At 33.7% G+C, this 18,683-nt stretch carries 20 protein-coding genes and 1 riboswitch; of the genes, 15 read left to right on the plus strand and 5 right to left on the minus strand.

Annotation, left to right across the window (positions count from 1 at the left end):
• The first annotated feature begins 50 nt into the window (after window positions 1-50).
• From ACQ4M0_RS06150 to ACQ4M0_RS06160, 3 genes are all read left to right on the plus strand, one after another.
• Window positions 51-1,421, plus strand: a complete 1,371-nt coding sequence (locus ACQ4M0_RS06150) for a hypothetical protein (protein ID WP_264685495.1) — start codon at window positions 51-53, stop codon at window positions 1,419-1,421.
• 257 nt (window positions 1,422-1,678) lie between these two features.
• Window positions 1,679-2,713 (plus strand): efflux RND transporter periplasmic adaptor subunit, encoded by a 1,035-nt coding sequence (locus tag ACQ4M0_RS06155; protein WP_438456394.1) that lies wholly within the window; start codon window positions 1,679-1,681, stop codon window positions 2,711-2,713.
• 148 nt (window positions 2,714-2,861) lie between these two features.
• Window positions 2,862-3,773 (plus strand): hypothetical protein, encoded by a 912-nt coding sequence (locus ACQ4M0_RS06160; protein ID WP_264684832.1) that lies wholly within the window; start codon window positions 2,862-2,864, stop codon window positions 3,771-3,773.
• Window positions 3,774-3,830: 57 nt separating this feature from the next.
• On the opposite strand, the gene grxD is transcribed toward ACQ4M0_RS06160, so the two are convergent.
• Both grxD and ACQ4M0_RS06170 read right to left on the minus strand, forming a co-directional pair.
• Window positions 3,831-4,148 carry a Grx4 family monothiol glutaredoxin gene (gene grxD, locus ACQ4M0_RS06165; protein WP_007302570.1) on the minus strand — a complete coding sequence of 106 codons (318 nt, stop codon included), beginning with the start codon at window positions 4,146-4,148 and terminating at the stop codon, window positions 3,831-3,833.
• Window positions 4,149-4,164: 16 nt separating this feature from the next.
• Window positions 4,165-4,383, minus strand: a complete 219-nt coding sequence (locus ACQ4M0_RS06170; protein WP_007302571.1) for a BolA/IbaG family iron-sulfur metabolism protein — start codon at window positions 4,381-4,383, stop codon at window positions 4,165-4,167.
• Between the two features lie 119 nt (window positions 4,384-4,502).
• Here ACQ4M0_RS06170 and ACQ4M0_RS06175 point away from each other — a divergent pair, with 119 nt between their 5' ends.
• Entirely contained in the window at window positions 4,503-5,417 is a 915-nt protein-coding gene (locus ACQ4M0_RS06175) for a P44/Msp2 family outer membrane protein (protein WP_019236934.1), read from the plus strand.
• Between the two features lie 10 nt (window positions 5,418-5,427).
• Here the strand turns inward: ACQ4M0_RS06175 and ACQ4M0_RS06180 are convergent, their stop codons facing one another.
• Entirely contained in the window at window positions 5,428-6,750 is a 1,323-nt protein-coding gene (locus ACQ4M0_RS06180; RefSeq protein ID WP_082241867.1) for a malic enzyme-like NAD(P)-binding protein, read from the minus strand.
• 121 nt (window positions 6,751-6,871) lie between these two features.
• Here ACQ4M0_RS06180 and pgsA point away from each other — a divergent pair, with 121 nt between their 5' ends.
• The 10 genes from pgsA (at window position 6,872) to ACQ4M0_RS06230 (ending at window position 14,451) form a co-directional block, all read left to right on the plus strand.
• Window positions 6,872-7,414, plus strand: coding sequence for a CDP-diacylglycerol--glycerol-3-phosphate 3-phosphatidyltransferase (pgsA, locus tag ACQ4M0_RS06185; RefSeq protein ID WP_006012406.1), 543 nt, complete (start codon window positions 6,872-6,874; stop codon window positions 7,412-7,414).
• 99 nt (window positions 7,415-7,513) lie between these two features.
• On the plus strand, window positions 7,514-8,470 hold the full coding sequence (locus ACQ4M0_RS06190) for a hypothetical protein (RefSeq protein WP_007302576.1): 957 nt from the start codon (window positions 7,514-7,516) through the stop codon (window positions 8,468-8,470).
• A 67-nt stretch (window positions 8,471-8,537) separates the two neighbouring features.
• Window positions 8,538-9,224 carry an outer membrane protein assembly factor BamD gene (gene bamD / locus ACQ4M0_RS06195; protein ID WP_019236936.1) on the plus strand — a complete coding sequence of 229 codons (687 nt, stop codon included), beginning with the start codon at window positions 8,538-8,540 and terminating at the stop codon, window positions 9,222-9,224.
• 7 nt (window positions 9,225-9,231) lie between these two features.
• A complete protein-coding gene (locus ACQ4M0_RS06200; protein ID WP_019236937.1) occupies window positions 9,232-9,972 on the plus strand; it encodes a YebC/PmpR family DNA-binding transcriptional regulator in 741 nt (246 codons plus the stop codon).
• Entirely contained in the window at window positions 9,969-11,009 is a 1,041-nt protein-coding gene (locus tag ACQ4M0_RS06205; RefSeq protein ID WP_019236938.1) for a M23 family metallopeptidase, read from the plus strand. The genes ACQ4M0_RS06200 and ACQ4M0_RS06205 overlap by 4 nt, the downstream gene beginning before the upstream one ends.
• Window positions 10,993-11,862 (plus strand): SPFH domain-containing protein, encoded by an 870-nt coding sequence (locus tag ACQ4M0_RS06210; RefSeq protein ID WP_438456395.1) that lies wholly within the window; start codon window positions 10,993-10,995, stop codon window positions 11,860-11,862. Before ACQ4M0_RS06205 ends, ACQ4M0_RS06210 begins: the two co-directional genes overlap by 17 nt.
• Before the next feature lie 76 nt (window positions 11,863-11,938).
• Window positions 11,939-12,041: riboswitch (TPP riboswitch) on the plus strand.
• The gene (locus tag ACQ4M0_RS06215) at window positions 12,030-12,314 is read left to right on the plus strand and encodes a SemiSWEET family sugar transporter (RefSeq protein ID WP_026097271.1); all 285 of its coding nucleotides are present in this window, start codon (window positions 12,030-12,032) and stop codon (window positions 12,312-12,314) included. (Overlaps the previous riboswitch by 12 nt.)
• Entirely contained in the window at window positions 12,286-12,966 is a 681-nt protein-coding gene (locus ACQ4M0_RS06220) for a thiamine diphosphokinase (protein ID WP_213863930.1), read from the plus strand. The genes ACQ4M0_RS06215 and ACQ4M0_RS06220 overlap by 29 nt, the downstream gene beginning before the upstream one ends.
• A 371-nt stretch (window positions 12,967-13,337) precedes the next feature.
• Window positions 13,338-13,478: a hypothetical protein gene (locus ACQ4M0_RS06225; protein WP_438456396.1), complete on the plus strand. Its 141-nt coding sequence runs from the start codon at window positions 13,338-13,340 to the stop codon at window positions 13,476-13,478.
• 16 nt (window positions 13,479-13,494) lie between these two features.
• Window positions 13,495-14,451 (plus strand): IS5 family transposase, encoded by a 957-nt coding sequence (locus ACQ4M0_RS06230; protein ID WP_213863789.1) that lies wholly within the window; start codon window positions 13,495-13,497, stop codon window positions 14,449-14,451.
• A 150-nt stretch (window positions 14,452-14,601) separates the two neighbouring features.
• Here ACQ4M0_RS06230 and ACQ4M0_RS06235 read toward each other — a convergent pair whose 3' ends face one another.
• On the minus strand, window positions 14,602-16,578 hold the full coding sequence (locus ACQ4M0_RS06235) for an ankyrin repeat domain-containing protein (protein WP_007302582.1): 1,977 nt from the start codon (window positions 16,576-16,578) through the stop codon (window positions 14,602-14,604).
• Between the two features lie 78 nt (window positions 16,579-16,656).
• Window positions 16,657-17,805 (minus strand): Bcr/CflA family efflux MFS transporter, encoded by a 1,149-nt coding sequence (locus ACQ4M0_RS06240; RefSeq protein ID WP_438456397.1) that lies wholly within the window; start codon window positions 17,803-17,805, stop codon window positions 16,657-16,659.
• Between the two features lie 149 nt (window positions 17,806-17,954).
• Here ACQ4M0_RS06240 and ubiE point away from each other — a divergent pair, with 149 nt between their 5' ends.
• The gene (gene ubiE, locus ACQ4M0_RS06245) at window positions 17,955-18,653 is read left to right on the plus strand and encodes a bifunctional demethylmenaquinone methyltransferase/2-methoxy-6-polyprenyl-1,4-benzoquinol methylase UbiE (RefSeq protein ID WP_052265047.1); all 699 of its coding nucleotides are present in this window, start codon (window positions 17,955-17,957) and stop codon (window positions 18,651-18,653) included.
• The last annotated feature ends 30 nt before the right edge of the window (window positions 18,654-18,683 follow it).

The following is an 18,683-nucleotide window of genomic DNA, read 5'->3' on the forward strand; positions in this document are numbered from 1 at the left end:
TTTGTCTAAAATAATAAATATAGGATAAAATAATAGTGAGTGAGGTAAAAATGTCAATATCAAAAGAACGTAAGGAATATTTACTAGAAAAGTTTAAATATGCTGCCAAAGAATTTGGCAAGTCTGGTACAAAGTCCAATCATCTAGCAGTACCAAAGGAACAGCAACTCTCTATTGATTTAGGTAATAGAAAAGTTTTTGGTATCATAAATAAGATTCTGTATTGGATAGAGAATAATTTTACTTATTTTTTTCCACGATATAATTTGTTTCCAGAAGTTGGAGTTGAAGGAAGAAAAATTCCTGGAACTAATACAAGGGTTAAGTATTTTAACTCTGATGAACAATTTGATCAAAGAAAATTTATTGGCGAGCAAGATGGGGAACTTAAGTTATACAACTTAGAGGGCAAATTATATGATACAACTGATAAAATTAGTAAGGGTAAAAAAGGTTGTGTAGCTTATGTTATCACGCTTGATGGAAAATTAGTAACTCATGAACATATTAATGTTAACAAAAGCGAATGGGCTTATCGTCATTCAACTCTTGCAGGCGGTAAGCCGATTTTATGTTCTGGTTTAATGAAAGTGGTAAATGGTAAAATAACTTATATAGACAATAATAGCGGGCATTATAAACCAGAATCAGCAAACTTATACAATGCAGTGAAAAAGTTAGAAGGTCTATTTTCGAAAGATGCGAAAGTTGTTTGCTTACCATATTGGATTAGCTTGAAAAAACAAATTCCGCTTATACGCAAAATTAATCTAGCCAAACGAGAGCCAGTAGAGGAATTCTTGAAAAGGATGGAGAAAAAAGGGAAAGATGGATTGACTCAATATAAAAGACATTTTGAAAAGATAAAGAAATTTAATGAGCAATATGAACAAAAATTCCTTCTTGCAAACTATAAGTCACCTACAAATGAACTGTCCTACAAACCAACTATACATAAAAAACACAGATTGAAATACTCTGAATATATTAACTTACACCTTAATTTTTTGAAAGAGTTTGATGAAAGTCCTGAAGTGCAAAAAATAGCAATAGAACATTCAATAAGAAGGGTTATTGGAGCAAATTATGGCCATAAGCCTACAGTTGCGCTTGCTAAGGCACAGGTAATAGATAAAGATGGAAAGCTGCAAGAAACGGACGAAATAGTAGGTATAAATGTTGCTTTTCACCATGAGAATGATCGTGATGGCTTTGCTAAACTTCTAGATTTTAAAAAGTATAGCTATATTTGCGAACCTCATTTGCAAGATAAAAAAAATAGAGCAGATATGGAAAAATTAATGCCCAATAAACATGCAGTTTTTATGAGTACAGACCAGGCTAATAAATTTATAAAGGGCACTTTACAAATTAAAATTGATAGTGTTGAGCAATTGGGTGTTGGTTTAGTGATGGGCTAAAGCTCTGTTTAAATATATATTTAGTTTTGTTACAATATTCTTATTTTCATCATATAATATGATGGAAATTTTATGCACAACTTTTTTATTTGATTAAAAATTGCATTTTTGCAATAAAAACTTATTTATTGTAAGAAAACTTGCTCATATAAAACTATTTATAGAGTGACAATAGCTGTGTTATACTTACACTTCTGATTCGAAAATTTATGCAGTTATTTCTAACAAGATTGGTCAATAAATTTTACTGTTTAAGGATGAGAAACAAAGTAATCATCGTTTCCGGTATTGCTCTTATTCTACTGTTTTTTATCAACAGTACATTTTTAAAAAAAGATCAGGCGGTTCATAGTGATAATCCAATTAGTAGTTTTTCATTAAAAACTCAGGATTATACTCCACAAAATCGCACTGTATATTTAAATTTTTCTGGTACGGTAAATCCCTTGCATAGGGTCAGCCTTGTCTCAAGAACAAGTGGTCAAGTTATTGCTATTTATTTGTCTGATGGTGAAAAAGTAAAAAGAGGCGATGTAATTTTAAAGATAGAAGATTATGACAGAGTTGAGCAAGTTGAAAAAGCCAAAGCTTTATTAAATCAGCGTGAAATTGAGTATGATTCCTCTCGAAAATTGAATACAAAAGGGTATGGAGCACAGATAAGAGTGGAATCAGCTTTTACTGCATTGCAGAGTGCAAAAGCTGACCTAAAAAGGCTAGAGTTGGATTTAGAAAATACTGCGATTAAATCCCCTATTGATGGTTATGTAGATAAGATCAACGTAAATGAAGGGGATTTTGTTAATCTTGGACATAAGATAACTGACATAGTTAATTTTGATCAGGTTCTTGTGGTGTTATATGTTTCAGAAAATGAAGTAAATAAAATAAAGCTAGGTAGCACAGCGCAAATTAATTTGCTAGACGGAAGGGAATTAGTAGGTGAAGTGAGTTTTATTAGTAAAATTGCTGAGCCTAAAACTGGATCTTATAGAGTGGAGGTAAAGGTAACTGATAATGAGATTATATCCTTGCAAGGACTGACTGCTAGTGTAGGCCTCCCTTCAGGTGAAAGATTTGCATATAAAATTCCCTCTTCAGCTTTGAGCTTAAATGACGATGGTATTCTTGGAATAAAGATTGTTGATGACAATAATTATGTAGTATTTACACCAATAGAAATTGTTGACCATGAAGACGATGGAGTTTGGGTAGTCGCAAATAATGAAAGTAAGCCTATAAAGTTAATAACATTGGGTCATCTATTTGTTAAGCCTGGTGATAAGGTTTAGCTTGTATATACACTTTTAGTAAAAATCAGATAAAATTCCGTGTTAGCAATAATTATAAAAATACTTACTAATATACTTATCTAAGTATTGACAATTATTAACAAGAAAGCTAGTTGTATAAATGTTTTATAAAAAAAGAGTGTATTATATGCCACGTATTAGTGAAGAAAAGTATAAGCGTTATCGTGAGTTGAATAACCTTGACTTAAATAAAAAGTTAAAAGAAGCTATAAATGAGCTAGATTATAATAAGATAAGGAGTATTATTTTTGACAATGAATTGGAGTCAATTGACGATGAAATATATGGTGCATTATTTTTGAATAAATATCCTAGCTTTCCCAAATTTTTACTTATGCTAGGAGACAGTAGTTCAAGTGATGTAGTTAACTTTTTTATACAACATGTTCCAAGTAAACTTTTGTGTGGAGAAGGCCCTAGAAATAGTTTGGGTAATATTCCATGCATAGAATTTATCTTTAGTTACAGACAAGACGCAATACCTACTCTATTAGAGGCTGTTTCAAAATCAGACAGAGACGATACTATCGTATTTGGAAAAGGTTTAGTTTCTAGTGTAAAGAAGAGAATAGAAAACATTGAGAGTAATGGGAGCCCTTATTATAGAAATGAATCTTGTGCAGCATATTCTTGTTCTGATAATCCACAAGATTACTACGATGCAAAAGAGGCTATTGAAGAATATTGCACACAAAATGTTAATGGTGATTACGAAATCGTTCCAGACTATCTTTTTACTATAAAAGATCAACCTCGAGAGCTAAAGCGATTGTTTATAGATATTGCTGCTGCCATAAGAAGTGATAGTCTTGATAAAGTGCAAAGTGGTCTGAAAGCAATTGAAGCAAGTGTTCCTAAAGCTGATCTGCGCATTATTGATAAAATCAGTACGTCATTAAGTTCTCTAATAAAAAAGGCTAAACAAAATGTAAATATGGTACGCGCTATTAGTGATGTACAGGCAAATATTACTTGGCCTGGTACATTTCTTAAAGAGAATGTCTTATGTACAAATAGTGTACAAAAGTCAAAAAACTAAAGTTTTTAATCAGGCTAGGTGTGAGGCACGCCTATTTTTTTCTTGCTTATTTCCTTACTAAACAATCTGTTTTTCTTTCAATAAACTCTGTAATTCACCTTTTTCATACATCTCGCGGATTATGTCACAGCCACCAATAAACTCTCCCTTTATATATATTTGTGGAATTGTTGGCCAATCAGAAAAACTTTTTATGGACTGACGTATTTCATCATTCTCAAGTACGTTGATGCATTTAAACTTTACATTCAAATTTTTGAGAATTGATACGACGAGCCCAGAGAATCCGCATTGAGGAAAGTCAGAGGTGCCTTTCATATACAGCACTACATCGTTTTCTGCTATGTCTTTTTTTATTTGTTCAAAGTTGTTCATAAATATCACCTTAATTTTAAGCTCCAGTTTCTAGTTGCAATGCATGTATAGATTGACCTTCAAGAGCCTTATATACCATTCTATGTTGTTCTATTTTTGTCCTTCCAGAAAAACACTGGGAAGTTATTTTTAAATGGTAGTGATCATCATCTCCAGCAAGATCCTTAATCTTTATATCGGCACCAGGGAATGACTGTTTGATAATTTTCTCTAATTCATGAACTGCAACAACCATTGATTCACTTTAAATTACAATACTCTTATTCTAAATCTAAAACAACTGAGCGCAATAAAAAATTGCTACATAAAAAATAGAAGTATGTTAGCATAAAAGTGAAATTATGTGAGGTTTATATGGCGAATAAAAGATTTAAATTTACATACCTACTAACTTTGCTCACTTTTTCATTTAGGTGCTTATCTTATGATAGTGAAATAAATAATTTAAAGAATTTTTATATTCAAGCTAACTATTTTGGAGCATTTTTCAATGCAATAGGTTCTCTAAAAGGAAAAGAAGATGCAGGTGAAAATGTAACGGAAGGTGTTTTTAGCTTTAATGAGGAGGAGAGGATTGAGGCTGGATATAGTCCTAAATACGTTCCAGGACTTGCAGGTGGTGCTTCAATAGGATATGTATTCAAAAATATGAGAGTTGATCTTGAAGTTCTATATTCTCAGACTAACTTAGATGATGAAGATTACTCAGATAAAGGAAAAGCAAGATATATTGAACTTCGTCGTAATGATGATGTTTCTGTTGGAACAGAACGTAAATCACCTTGGAGAAGTGGAAAAGTTGATATTGAAATTCAAGAAAAGCCGCCTAATGTTCAAGTAAAGTTCAAAGCTGCATTTAAGATGAAAAATGAAGGTTTTAATAATTTGGCTGGAATGATCAATGTGTATAATGATTTTAACGTCGGAGAAATGCTCTGCATTCCATATTTTGGAGTTGGTGCAGGTGTAACTAAGGTTAAATTTTTAGGAAAAACCAGATATGCTTTGGCTTACCAAGCAAAGCTTGGTGTTAATTATCCACTTACAACAAACACTCAAGCGTTTGCTGGTTTACGCTATTTTGGTATTCTTGGTAACGAATTTAAAGGTATTCTGCCAGTAGCAAAGATACTAGCTGGCGAAAAATATATTCCTGCTGGTAAAAGCAATGAAGTTGATGAAACTGCACGTATGCAATCAACAACTACAACAATTACCAATAGGTTTGGCATATATGGCTTAGAGTTTGGATTGGTTTATCGCTTTTAAATTTATCCAATTACGTATGTGAAGACAATAAATTGAGCGTGCTGAGAGCCTTAGCGAGGCGAGATTTTAATTGACTTGCATACTCATTCCAGTCCTCTATTTCCTTTCTTGCCACACCTGAGGTAACGGCAGCTTTTGCAACAGCAGGAGATACCATAGAAATTAATCTTGGATCAAATGGAGTAGGTATTATATATTCACGTCCATAGCTCATTTTACGACCGCCATAGGCTGCAGATATCTCATTTGGCACTGGCTCACGGGCAAGCTTCGCTATTGCATCTGCAGCTGCAATTTTCATTTCTTCATTTATTGTCGTTGCATGTACATCAAGTGCTCCTCTGAATATATAAGGAAACCCCATTACGTTATTGACTTGGTTGTTATAGTCTGACCTACCAGTTGCAATTATTGCATCTGGCCTTACAGACTTTGCAAACTCAGGCCTTATTTCTGGATCAGGATTAGCAAGAGCAAAAATGATCGGGTCTTTACCCATGCTTTTTAACATCTCTTCGCTGAGCACATCCTTTGCAGAGAGTCCGATGAATACATCAGCGCCTTTTATGGCATCAAGTAGAGAACGTTCTTTAGTGTCAATTGCATATTTTTCCTTCCACTTATTCATGTCCTCTTTTCTGTCTTTGTGTATTACTCCTTGTTTGTCACATAGCACTATGTTCTTAGCGCCCATGGACTTTAGTATTTCCAAACACGCAATACCAGCTGCTCCAGCACCATTCATGATGATCTTGACATTCTCTAATTTCTTTTCAGCAATATCGAGGGCATTTTCTATACCAGCTGCAACAACTACTGCAGTGCCATGTTGATCATCGTGGAACACCGGAATATCCATCAACTCATTTAGACGTTTCTCTATTATAAAACAATCAGGAGATCTTATATCTTCTAGATTTATTCCCCCCCAACTTGGACCAAGATACCTTACTGCATTGATGAAATCTTCTATGTTTTCTGTGTCAACTTCTATATCAATTGCATCAATGTCAGCAAAACGCTTAAATAAAACAGCTTTGCCTTCCATGACGGGTTTTGAAGCAAGAGGACCGATATTGCCAAGTCCCAGCACTGCGGTGCCATTTGAAATGACAGCCACATAATTGCTTTTTGCCGTGTAATCATAAACAGCTTTAGGATTTTTAGCTATTGCAAGGCATGGGGCTGCAACACCAGGGGAATAAGCAAGTGATAGGTCATGCTGTGTGGATAAGGGTTTTGTTGGTATAACTGATACCTTACCAGGTTTACCACTTTTATTATGGTACTTAAGTGCTTCTTGTTTTGTGGTGTTATCTAAATCATTATTCATGCTTTGAGCTTATTGTTAGTAATTTCCTAAGTATATGGGGTTTTTATGAATGTTCAACTATTAGCTTGTGAACTCTATTGTACTTCTGTATAAATTTATCTACTACGTAGGGTGATGTGACATGCTTAAGAAAAACGTGCCTAATTTGCTAACAATTTCTCGTGCGCTCGCAATACCGGCAATAATATCAAGCTTTTATATAGAGAGTAAGTATGCAAGTCTAATAACAATATTGATCTTTATGTTTGCGTGCATTACAGATTTTTTTGATGGTTATTTAGCGCGTGCATGGAAAGTCCAATCGAATTTTGGCAAATTATTTGATCCAATTGCCGACAAGTTAGTAGTAGCTTCAACAATAATCATGCTAGTTTATAAGCATAAGATAGATGATATTACAATTATACCGTCAGTTATAATTGTTTGTAGGGAGATATTAGTTTCAGGCTTGCGGGAGTTCTTGATAGCTACAAACGTTAGTTTACCTGTGAGTAAGGCTGGGAAAATTAAAACATTTTTGCAGATGGTTGCTATAGTAGCGTTAATAATGAGTGATTATGAAGCAACTAAATATATAGGTGTGGTTTGCTTATGGGCTGCGGCTGTTATGACTATGTGGTCAGGCTATAATTACGTTCTAGCTGGCATCAAACAGATTGACTAAATTGCTTAAGAGTATACAAAGAAAGTTAATAATTTCATAACATTGACTTAGTAATTAAAATCCTATATAATGTATTAGTTCATAAGTTGGTCTGTTCATATGACTAGTATTACAGGCACTAAGTTTTTTTTAAAAAGATCCAAAGGTAAAAAAGGTGCTAAAATGGAAGATTTTTTCTGGGATTTTTGGCCAACAGTTGATGAAGAAGTCAGAAAAGAAAGAGAGGAAGAAAAAAGCAAAAAGCTCGAACAAGAACTATTAACACTAAAAAAAAGAGAGCTACATAGGAAATGTGTATCATTGGTAACAATGGTTCCATTTGCATTATTGATGGCAATTGAGCTCGAAAAAACATGTAGCGATCAGGTATTACTTGGCCTTATAAGCAGCTCATTAGGCCATACTATATTACCTTTCACAGTCTTATCCCTTATTTGCACGCTATATTTAATTTATAATAATAGAAAAATAGCACAAAAAGAACGAGAATTGGAGAATATTGAAAGTGGGAAAACAGTAGAAAAAGAAAAGAGAGACCTTCCTTGTACCGTTGATGATTACTTTAACTATGCTGATGCTGCTTTAGTTACATTAGTTATTGTGGCTAGCATAGTAGGTGAAGCATTGGAGCAAGGAATAATAGGAGACGTAGCTTTTTCAATTTCTAGTCTATTTTACTTTGTAGCGAGTGCTACTTTCTGCTATCGCGAGTACAAGAAAAGTAAAAAATATGAAGTAGAAAAAGAGCAAGACTTTGATGAGAAGTTTGAAAAAAAGACAAGCAATATGTCTTCAGCTAAGTTAATGCTCGCTGGTTCTTCTTTATTACTAATCAGGAAAATAATATTGATTTCTGGAGTAGCATTAGCATCATCTGCTGTTGGGCCTGCTTTAGGTCTGGTAGGTATTGCTCTTTTGATGGTAGGAAGTGGATTGATCACACATTCTTATAGTAGAAAGCTAGAGAACGTAGAAGTGAGTGGAAAGGGTGTTGCAATAGGTGGTGGTGCGAGCAATATAGGTAATGGTGGCCAAGAGACGCTTTTCGTTCGATGATAATGCCAAAAATTTGTTTATTTAGGTAATATTTAGTCTATACTTTATTTTGATCAAAAAAAATCTTATGTATAAGACTTTAATCATATGCTTTTTTCTTCTGACTTGCCCCTTCACGCAGTTATATGCGAATGATCTTGAACACACTGAAACTGAACTATATGAGGAGGCAGTTAAGCTTTATGATCAGAAAAAATATAAGCAAGCTATTAGAGCATTTCAAAAGATAGAGGATTTGTATCCTTTATCTTATTGGGCAATGAAAGCAAAATTATTATCTGGAGTTTCTTACTATAATATGGGTAACTACAGCAGTGCTGCAAGTGATATAGATGATTATATATACGTTTATCCAAATGGTGAAGATTTGCCATATGTATATTACTTAAGAGTACTATCTTATTACATGCAAATTAATAAAGTGCAGCTTGGGCAACAAATTGCATATAAAACTTTAGAGCTAGCTACTGAATATATTAATCTTTTTCCGAATAGCGAATATATAGAAGAGATCAAAGAAAAAGAAAAATTAATCACAGAACATATATCAAAAAAAGAGTATTCTATTGGTGAATTTTACCTAAAGCGTGGTGAATATTTAGCAGCAATTAAGCGTTTTCAAGATATGATAAGCAATAAAGATTCTAAATATTCTTCTAGAGTTATTAGTTATTTAATAACAGCTCACTTAGCTCTTGGCCTTGACTTAGAAGCTGAGCAGTATGAAAATATGTTAGTAGAAGGGGTGAATTAGTTTTCTTATGGCTGGTCATTCACAGTTTTCAAATATAAAACATCGAAAAGGTGCTCAGGATGCAAAGCGCTCGCAAAAATTTACGAAGCTCATTAGGGAAATAACAGTTGCTGCAAAACAAGGGCTAACTGATCCCGAGCTTAATCCACGTCTTCGCTCTGCTATCTTTTCTGCGCGAAAGGAAAATCTACCAAAAGATAAAATAGAAACAGCAATAAAAAATGCAGCTGGTAACGTTGCTGGAGAAAGTTATGAAGAAATACAATATGAAGGCTGCGGACCTTCTGGTGCTGCACTTATTGTCCATGCTCTGACAAATAATCGCAACCGAACTGCTTCTGAGATACGTTATATCTTTTCTCGCAAAGGCGGTAATTTGGGAGAAACAGGATGTGTGAGTTACCTTTTCGATCATGTAGGCTTAATTGTCTATAAAGCAGAGGGTATAAATTTTGAAGATTTATTTAACTATGGAATTGAATTAGAAGTATTGAATGTTGAGGAAAATAACAAGGAAGAATTATATGTTATAACTTGTGAAGTGAAAGATTTTGGTAGAGTGCGTGATGCTTTCTATACAAAATTTGGAGAACCAGAACTTGCTCGTCTTTCATGGCAACCAAAGGACCTGATTGAAGTTAGCGACAAAGAATTAATTGATAAATTATCTATATTAGTTGAAGAGCTAGAAGATAATGATGATGTGCAGTATGTTGAAGGTAATTTTATTTTTGCTGATAAACTATGAGGCTGGTAATACTTCCACTGCTTTGTATTTTACCAGCATATGCAACTGAAACATTTGCGCAGAAATACTATTGTCATTCCAGTGCCCAGACACTGGAAATTGATTGTAAACAGCACGCTATACAACATTTTCGATTAAAAAACTGTTCAAGCACTGGAATAACAGAAAGCAACCTAAACCACTTTCCAGCGTTACTTCAGCACGGGATCAGAAAAAAAAAAGCTGCTTTGGTGACAGAAAGTGATAGAAAGTTGTTATTCATATCCAGTGACATAAAATCCTCTTTTTTTGACGCAGAAGGTTTGGCGCCAAATACAGTAATGAGATTAATCGACATATATAAAGGTTATGGTGTAGATTTTAAAAAAGACATTGTGCCCAAAAGCAAGTTGGAAGTTCTGTGTGAGAGTGATCAGAAGGCTGAAGAAAAAATTTTATATACTTCACTAACAACAAGCAATAAAGCTATAAGTTTATATTATTATGAGTCACAAAACGGCAAAGAAGAGTATTTTAATAAAGAGGGGATAAGCTTAAAGAGTTTCGTAAGTCCTTTAAACGGAGATTTTCGTATATCCTCGAATTTTGGTAATAGAAAGCATCCCATTCATGGTAAAATTGCTTTTCATAAAGGAGTAGATTATGCAGCTAAACTTGGCACTCCTATACACGCCACTGCAGAAGGTGTAATAGAATATATAGGAAAGAATGGTGGCTATGGGAATTACATCAAAATAAAGCACAACAATAAATATTCAACTTGTTACGCACATATAAGCAAATTTAGTAGCGATGTAAAGTTAGGCTCTAAAGTAAAGCAGGGACAAATCATTGCTTATGTTGGCAGCACTGGTGTTGCAACAGGACCTCATTTACATTATGAAGTTATATATAATGGTAAACATATTGATCCGCTTACGATAGCTCATGGCAATGAGATAAAGTTGCCTGATTGTGAATTAAGAGAGTTTAAATTATTTGTAAGTAAGGTAGATGAAATAATCAGCAGAGAGGGTGCAAGTGAAAAAGCAATCTGATGAAGACAGTACAGATAAAAATACAATAAATGATAGAAATCTAAGTAAAATTCGGGCTTTTCCTGTACTAATAGCGCTAGGGTTAATTTTATTGGTACTTTTTGTGTATGACAGCACAATTGCACTTGGAGTTGCTGCTGTTTCAATATTGACTTTTTCTCAAGGATTTTTCGTTAATGATCCTAATGAAGCAAGAGTGATAGAGTTTTTTGGTCATTATATTGGAACTTATTTTAAGTCTGGAATATGCGTAACGCTTCCGTTTTCGAGTAAATATAGAGTTTCTTTGAAATTTCAGAATATCAATACAGAAAAAATTAAAGTTAATGATGCTAATGGAAGTCCGATAGAGATTTCAGTAGTAATTGTTTGGAGAGTGAGCAGTCCTGCGAAGGCATATTATAATGTTAATAATTATCATGATTTTGTTTTTGTGCAAAGTGACTCGGTAATTAGAGAACTGGCAAGTAATTATCCGTATGATAGCGAAAACGATGAAGAATCTTTGCGTAAAAACTCTGACAAAATTTCAAATGAATTGCGGTCAATGCTACAACAAAGATTGAATATTTCTGGAATTGAAATTGCAGAAGCAAGAATATCGCATTTGGCCTATTCATCTGAGATTGCACAAGCAATGCTGAGGCGTCAACAAGCACATGCCATCACCTCTGCAAGAAAGCATATAGTGCAAAATGCAATAGGAATTATCGAAGAAGTAATAGCCCATTTTGAAAAAAATAAAAGCTTACAATTGGATGGAAAACAAAAGGTTCAATTGATAAACAATTTGCTAGTTGCTCTGATCTCTGAGCAGGATGCACAGCCGACTATTAGTTTGGATAATAATTAGCATAGAAGCCGATTGGGTTTCATGAATGCAAGTCACTGTTAATTTCTTGATTAATAGACTAAATGATGTTATAAATTACACGCATTAGGGGTGCTCTAAAAAAGCTGAGAGTACATAAAGTACAACCCTTTGAACCTGATCTTGTTAAAACAAACGTAGGAAAATGTATGTATATAAATATTGAAGAATGCTTTGGCTTCATCGCGTTCATTACATCTCTCATTGGGTTATTGCCTCAAGTATATAGAGCATATATCACAAAACTTACTCGTGACGTATCGATGCTAATGTTGGTGAATTATCTTATTTTTTCATCATCTTGGCTTATTTACGGTATTTGTCAGGGTTTAACTTTTATGATACTCAGTAATATTGCTGGATTAGTGATCAGTATAATATCAATTGTTCAAAAATGTTACTACGATGCAAAAACTGCACGAAGCGTTTTATAACCATATGCTACATTGTAGCGTGGAGCAAGAATATCGTTCTATTGTAGTACTAAATGGAGAAATACCTGATTCATCGTTTTTTAAACAAGATATACCTGTTATTGCTGTAGATGGAGGAGCAAATAAGCTTCTATCAATTGGCGTAAAACCTGATCTTGTAATAGGAGATTTGGATAGTATAAATCCGAATTTACGTGCTAACTTAAATACAGTATATCTACCTGATCAAGATTATTGCGACTTTTCTAAAGCAATGGCTCACTTAAAAACAGTAAAGTTATTGCCATCAATAGTAACGGGTATTACTGGAGGAGCAATTGATCATATACTACAAAATATCAACATTTTTTCAAGTACAGATAGTATCTTTTATATGCCTTCGCCTTCCATGGTGGGGTACGCCTTACAAAAAGGTATTAGCTATTTTTCCTCTTTGCTAAAAAATACTAAAATATCCTTACTTGGTATACCGAAAGCTCAAATATCAACTAAAGGATTACAATGGGAACTATGCCATAGTAACCTTGCTTTTCCAGGAAAGAATTCTTGCTTTAATCGAAGTCTAGGCAATGAGTTATCTATAGAAATACACAGCGGCGTGTGTTTAGCAATGATATATTTAGAAGCAGTAAATGATGATGGTGTGTATTGAGTTAAAACATTAAGAAAAAAAAAGTAGAAAAACCGTGTTAACACTAATTCTAAAAACTACAGGCGCCTGTTGTTAGCTAAAGTAAAGGTCAAATATCTGGAATTCTGGACATAAAATCCTCCTGTATAAAAAAGATTCAGAATGTACACACAACAGATGTAGCTGAATTTTTATTGAAAAATTGGTTAAAAGGTCTGCAGACCAAGATAAATTTTGAGCTCTCTAAATATCTCTACCATCATTATAATGGCATCTTGAGTATGCGGAAGCAATTTTTTCATTAAAATAAAAAATTTTATTCTACAGCTTAAAAAGGAGTTTGCTAATTTTCACACTGAATCGGATTTCACTACTCAAACCTAGAAACTTTAATGTATCAAGGTATCTGTTCAGGGGAATGTTCAAGTCAGTGCTCCCTTTCTTGTCATTCCAGTACTGGAATGGCTTTGTTGCACCACTCAAGGAAAGAACAGGCAGTTACTGATGGAATTTGTTATAAAATAGATATTTAGCCGACAAAGGAAAAATATGCCAATAAGAATGAAAGTCAGTAACTGCAATGAATATAACAAATTTCTTCAAGAAAGGGGAAATGTTTTTCATTATATCAACGATGCCATTGAAAATTGGTACGAAAATAGTCCAAAAGTAGCAGGTGGCAACAATGTCTACAGCGACAAAGTAGTGATTCTAATTCACATAATAACCTATCTATTCAGGATTGGTCTTAGGCAAACAGTGGGATTTATAGAGAAATATCTTGAGCAAATAGGGAAAATTTTGCAAATTATCAGCTATTCGCAGGCTTCAAGAAGGTTTAAAAAGCTTAATATCAAAATCAACGACTGCAGAGTTGATAAGAACGATATGGAAGATATTGAAATTGCTATAGATAGTACAGGTATCAGCATCTACAATAATATTCCAGGCCATAGTAAGGCAAATGGTACAGATAGAAAGTATCGCCGCTATGAGCAAACAAGAAAGCTACATGTAATGCTAGAGATAGGTAGTAAAAAAGTTATAGCTGCAAAATACAGTAGTGGAGTTTATTCCGACCACTATGGAGCCTGTGATCTTATTGAAAGAGTGGATACCAAGTATAACATAAGCACGATATATGCAGATAGGGCATATAATCGAAAGAAGTTATACAAACTGTGCGATGAGCTTGACATAAAGACAAGGATTCCTCCGCAAAATAATGCAGTAGAGCATCCAAAGTTGGATTATATGAATGAGAGAAATTCTACAATCAAGCTCATAAAGTCATATGATGAAGATGGTATGAAGAGGTGGAAAAAAGAGATAAATTATTGGAAGAGATCTTATATAGAAAGTTTTTTCTCGCGACTGAAGCAAATATTTGGATTTAGTTTTAGGAATAAATCTGAGATTAATCGTGAGAAGGAACTGCTACTCAAGTGTTATTTGCTTAACAAATTTACTGAAATAGGCATGGCTAAGTTTGATATAGCTTCATGAATTTATTATACATTACCCACTATCCGAAGAGCTGTGCAACAAAGCCCACTGGAATCCATTATACTCCGTAAATTTAACTGGGTGCCAGTGTCAGCTACTTTCATGACATCAACTGATTTTCCTTTGAATGCCAGTTATGCAAGAAATCTATTATATAATATTATTGTCACCCTCTTGATAGTTTGTTAGCTCCTCTCCTCCTGAGTTACTTGGTGCAATTATTTGATCATATTCAGTTGATGGTTCATCAGATCCAAACAACCATGAAAAAAAGCCACCAAAAAATGATGCAATTAAAGAAAAGGGCTTCATAATTATATTAAGCAAATTATCGAAAAAAGAGCTCGGTTGCTCTTCATTTGTCGATACTCTATTTTGTGTAGGTTCTGCATAAGGAAGATGTCCATTATCAGCAGCTTCAATTTTTACATCACTTTCTTCTTCTGCACTGATCTCCTGTGATTCTTCCTCTTGTTCTTGTAAACTTAGTTGGGCATTACCTTCTTGCTCAGCATCTTCCTCTTGACCTACTTCATTATCTTTTGATGCTATACTGTCATCAATTTTTTTGGGGGGTTTTAGTAATAGAGTTTTTATTTCTTCTGTGCTAGCTAAATCTAAAGGAGTCTTTCCATATTTATCTTGTGCATTAACATTTGCTTCTGCGTTTATTAGAGCTTCTACTATCTCTTTTCTATCATAGTTTGCAGCCCAATGTAAAGGAGTCCTCTCATCCTTATCTACTGCGTTAACATTTACTTCTGCGTTTATTAGAGCTTTTACTATCTCTTTTCTACCATATCCTGCAGCCCAATGTAAAGGAGTCCTCTCATCCTTATCTACTGCATTAACATTTGCCTTCATTCCTATTAGAATATCGACCATCTTTTCACGGCTCCACGATACATTAGGCAATGTATTCCAGTTGTTTTTTTCAATTACCAGGTGTAAAGGAGTCTTTCCATCTATATTTTGTAAATTAACATTGATACTTTCTACTTTCAGTAGATCGTCCAATTCAGGTATCTCCATCGCTTTCTTTTTTAAAAAAAAATGCAAAGGAGTCTCTTTATTTTTATCTGTTAGATTAACATTGATGCCTTTTTTGTTCAGTAGAGTATAGAATTTATCTGTATCTATATCTAGGTCTATTTTTTGAAGAATTAAATGTAAAGGGGTTTCTCCTGCATTATTTTGTGCATTAACGTCTGCTCCTTTATCAAGTAGAAATTTTACTATCTTTTCTGTATCTTTATATCTACTTTTAGCAGCAAAATGTAAAGGGGTACTTAGATCATCACTTTGTGCATCAACCTTTGCTCCTTTGCTGAGTAGAAATTCTACTACGTCTTTATGTCCATATTTAGCAGCAAAATGTAAAGGGGTGCTTAGATCATCACTTTGTGCATCAACCTTTGCTCCTTTACTGAATAGAAATTCTACTACACCTTTATGTCCATTTTGAGCAGCCAAATGTAGAGGAGTCTCTTCAAATTCATTTTTTGCATCAATTTTTGCTCCTTTGCTGAGTAGAAATTCCACTACGTCTTTATGTCCATTTTGAGCAGATAAGTGTAGAGGGGTCTCTTCAAATTCATTTTCTGCGTTAACCTGTACTTTTTCTTCTCTATTTAACAGATTTTCTACATCATCAATATTACCGCTTTTAGCAGCTTCAAGCAATTTGTCATTGGCATCTTTTATGCTTTGTAATAGATTTTTTATTTCTTCTGTCTTAGCTAAATCTAAAGGAGTCTGTCCTTTATCATTTTTTGTATTAACATTTGCTTCTTTCTTTAATAGGTCTTCTACTGCTTTCAAGTCGCCAAGTCTGGCAGCCAGATGTAGAGAAACCTTACAATGCTCAGCTTTTACTTCTTCGTATTTATTTAACACGTGGCGTTCTCGAGAAGAGTCATAAGCAATAAAATCTGCTCCATTATCTAATAGAACTTTTGCTATATAAGAATGATTATTTTTAACAGCCCAATATAGAGAATTACCTTGAGATCCATCATATGCATTAACATCAGCTTCTTCAATTATTAGGCGCTTTGCTTCATTAAGATCACCTCTTTTAGCAGCATCAAGTAAAGCAGCATCTATATTTCTGATTGAATAATTCATTTAACACTTCTCTATAAAATTGCATTACTATAGTAAGGTAATTAATAATTCATGAAATCTGGGTTGTAGAAATAATGATTATCCTTCGTGTTTTTCAGTATATTTAAGTAAACTATATATAAGAATTACAATTATAGAACATACAACTGTTAATAGTAAATTTGGTAAAATGCCATAAGAAAAGAATTTTCCTACTATGTATATTCCAACAGCCCCAAACATCATATTGCAAAATGAGAGAACTGCACTACCAAGCCCTATACTTTTGACCGTTTCTAAAGCAGAAGTTACGTTATTGCTGATTACGAGTGCAAGCCCGATATTGCTCGGAATCCAAGTAACTTGAAGAATAAGTACACTTAACTTGTTTGTGAGATAAAAATATACCAATAAACCATCCGATATCATCGGTAATACCAAACCTATTATTAACATCTTGCTCACTCCTATTTTTGGTACGTACCTTCTATTAATTAAAGTTCCAATTATGTAAAATATAACTATGATTGATATGAGATAGCCAAAATATTGTACTTCAACGCCCATTGATTCAAATATGAACGGGTAGTTAGCAATGTATGCCCAAAGCCACATGAAAGTTAATCCATGAATGGCTGAAAACCCAAGGAAACGATAATTCTTAAATATTAATATATACTGCTTGAAGATATTAATACTGGCTTTACTTTTATTTACGGTCACCGTTTCTTGTAGTTTCGAGTAAATAAAAATGAGCATAGTAATTGCAGCAAGTGATATGATAAAAAACAAAAATTTCCAACTATAACCATGTGAAATTATATAACTGCCTACCACTGGAGCTATTCCAGGTGAAAGCGCTACTACCATATTTAACTTTGAGATTACTCTTGAGTATTCACTACCTGAGTACATATCCCTGATTGCTGCATATCCGACAACGCCTGCAACACCAGCTCCAGCTCCTTGTATAAAACGGATTAATATTAAAAGTATAATATTATCAGCTATGCAACATACAATACTTGCCAAAGTAAAAATTGTCATACCAATAAGCATTATTAGGCGCCTACCATAATAGTCTGACAATGGGCCATAAATTAATCCAGATATTGCAATTCCTAATAAATTTAAACTGATCGTAAGCTGCGCTATATTACCTTTCACCTTAAAATAGTTGGCAATACTTGGCAATGCAACTGAGTATAAGTCTGTTGCCATATCAACAACTGCTACAGATAATATCATAATAAGAGAGATGATATTTTGTGAAAAAGCTGTCGACACTAATGATTTACTGGATTAAATATGTTTAATTGTAGTATATTTTTCTCATTAGTATATTAATTTAACTGCTAAAGTTTAAAATAATTATGTAAGCAATCTCTATATAAAATATGGATAAATCACAACTAGTTAAAGAGGTTTTCGATTCTGTAGCAAATTGCTACGACATCATGAATGATATAATGAGTTTTGGAATGCACAGGCTATGGAAGGATAAGATGGTAAATAGTGTGCATTTTAAAAAGCACTCCAAGGTTTTGGATATTGCTGGAGGAACCGGAGATATAGCTATAAGAATAGCAAGAGGGGAGCCAAGTGCTCAAGTTACAGTATGTGATATAAATCAAAACATGCTGGACAAAGGGTGTGATAAAGCTATAAATTCAAATCAGCTAAATTTCAATTGGGTATGTGCAAATGCAGAGAGTTTACCATTTGAAGATTCCGAATTTGATTATTATACAGTAGCTTTTGGTATTCGAAACTTTTCCGACCGTAAGAGGGCTTTAAGTGAAGCATATAGGGTATTGAAGCAAAATGGACAATTTGTCTGCTTGGAATTTGCCCCTATGCATTATCAAAATGAGATATTCACCAAATTTTATGACTTATACTCATTTAAAGTAATTCCTAAAATTGGCAGCATAGTTGCTAAAGATAAGGGTTCTTATGAATATCTAGTAAAAAGCATAAGAGAATTTCCAACTCAGACTAACTTTAAAATGGAAATTGAAGAGGTAGGCTTTAAGAATGTTGAGTTCCACAATATGAGTTATGGAATAGTAGCATTACATATTGGAACAAAATAAACTCTGGTCTATTCAGTAGTTTTTTTGCTA

This window comes from Wolbachia endosymbiont of Kerria lacca, from assembly GCF_051602725.1.
Taxonomy (GTDB): Bacteria; Pseudomonadota; Alphaproteobacteria; order Rickettsiales; family Anaplasmataceae; genus Wolbachia.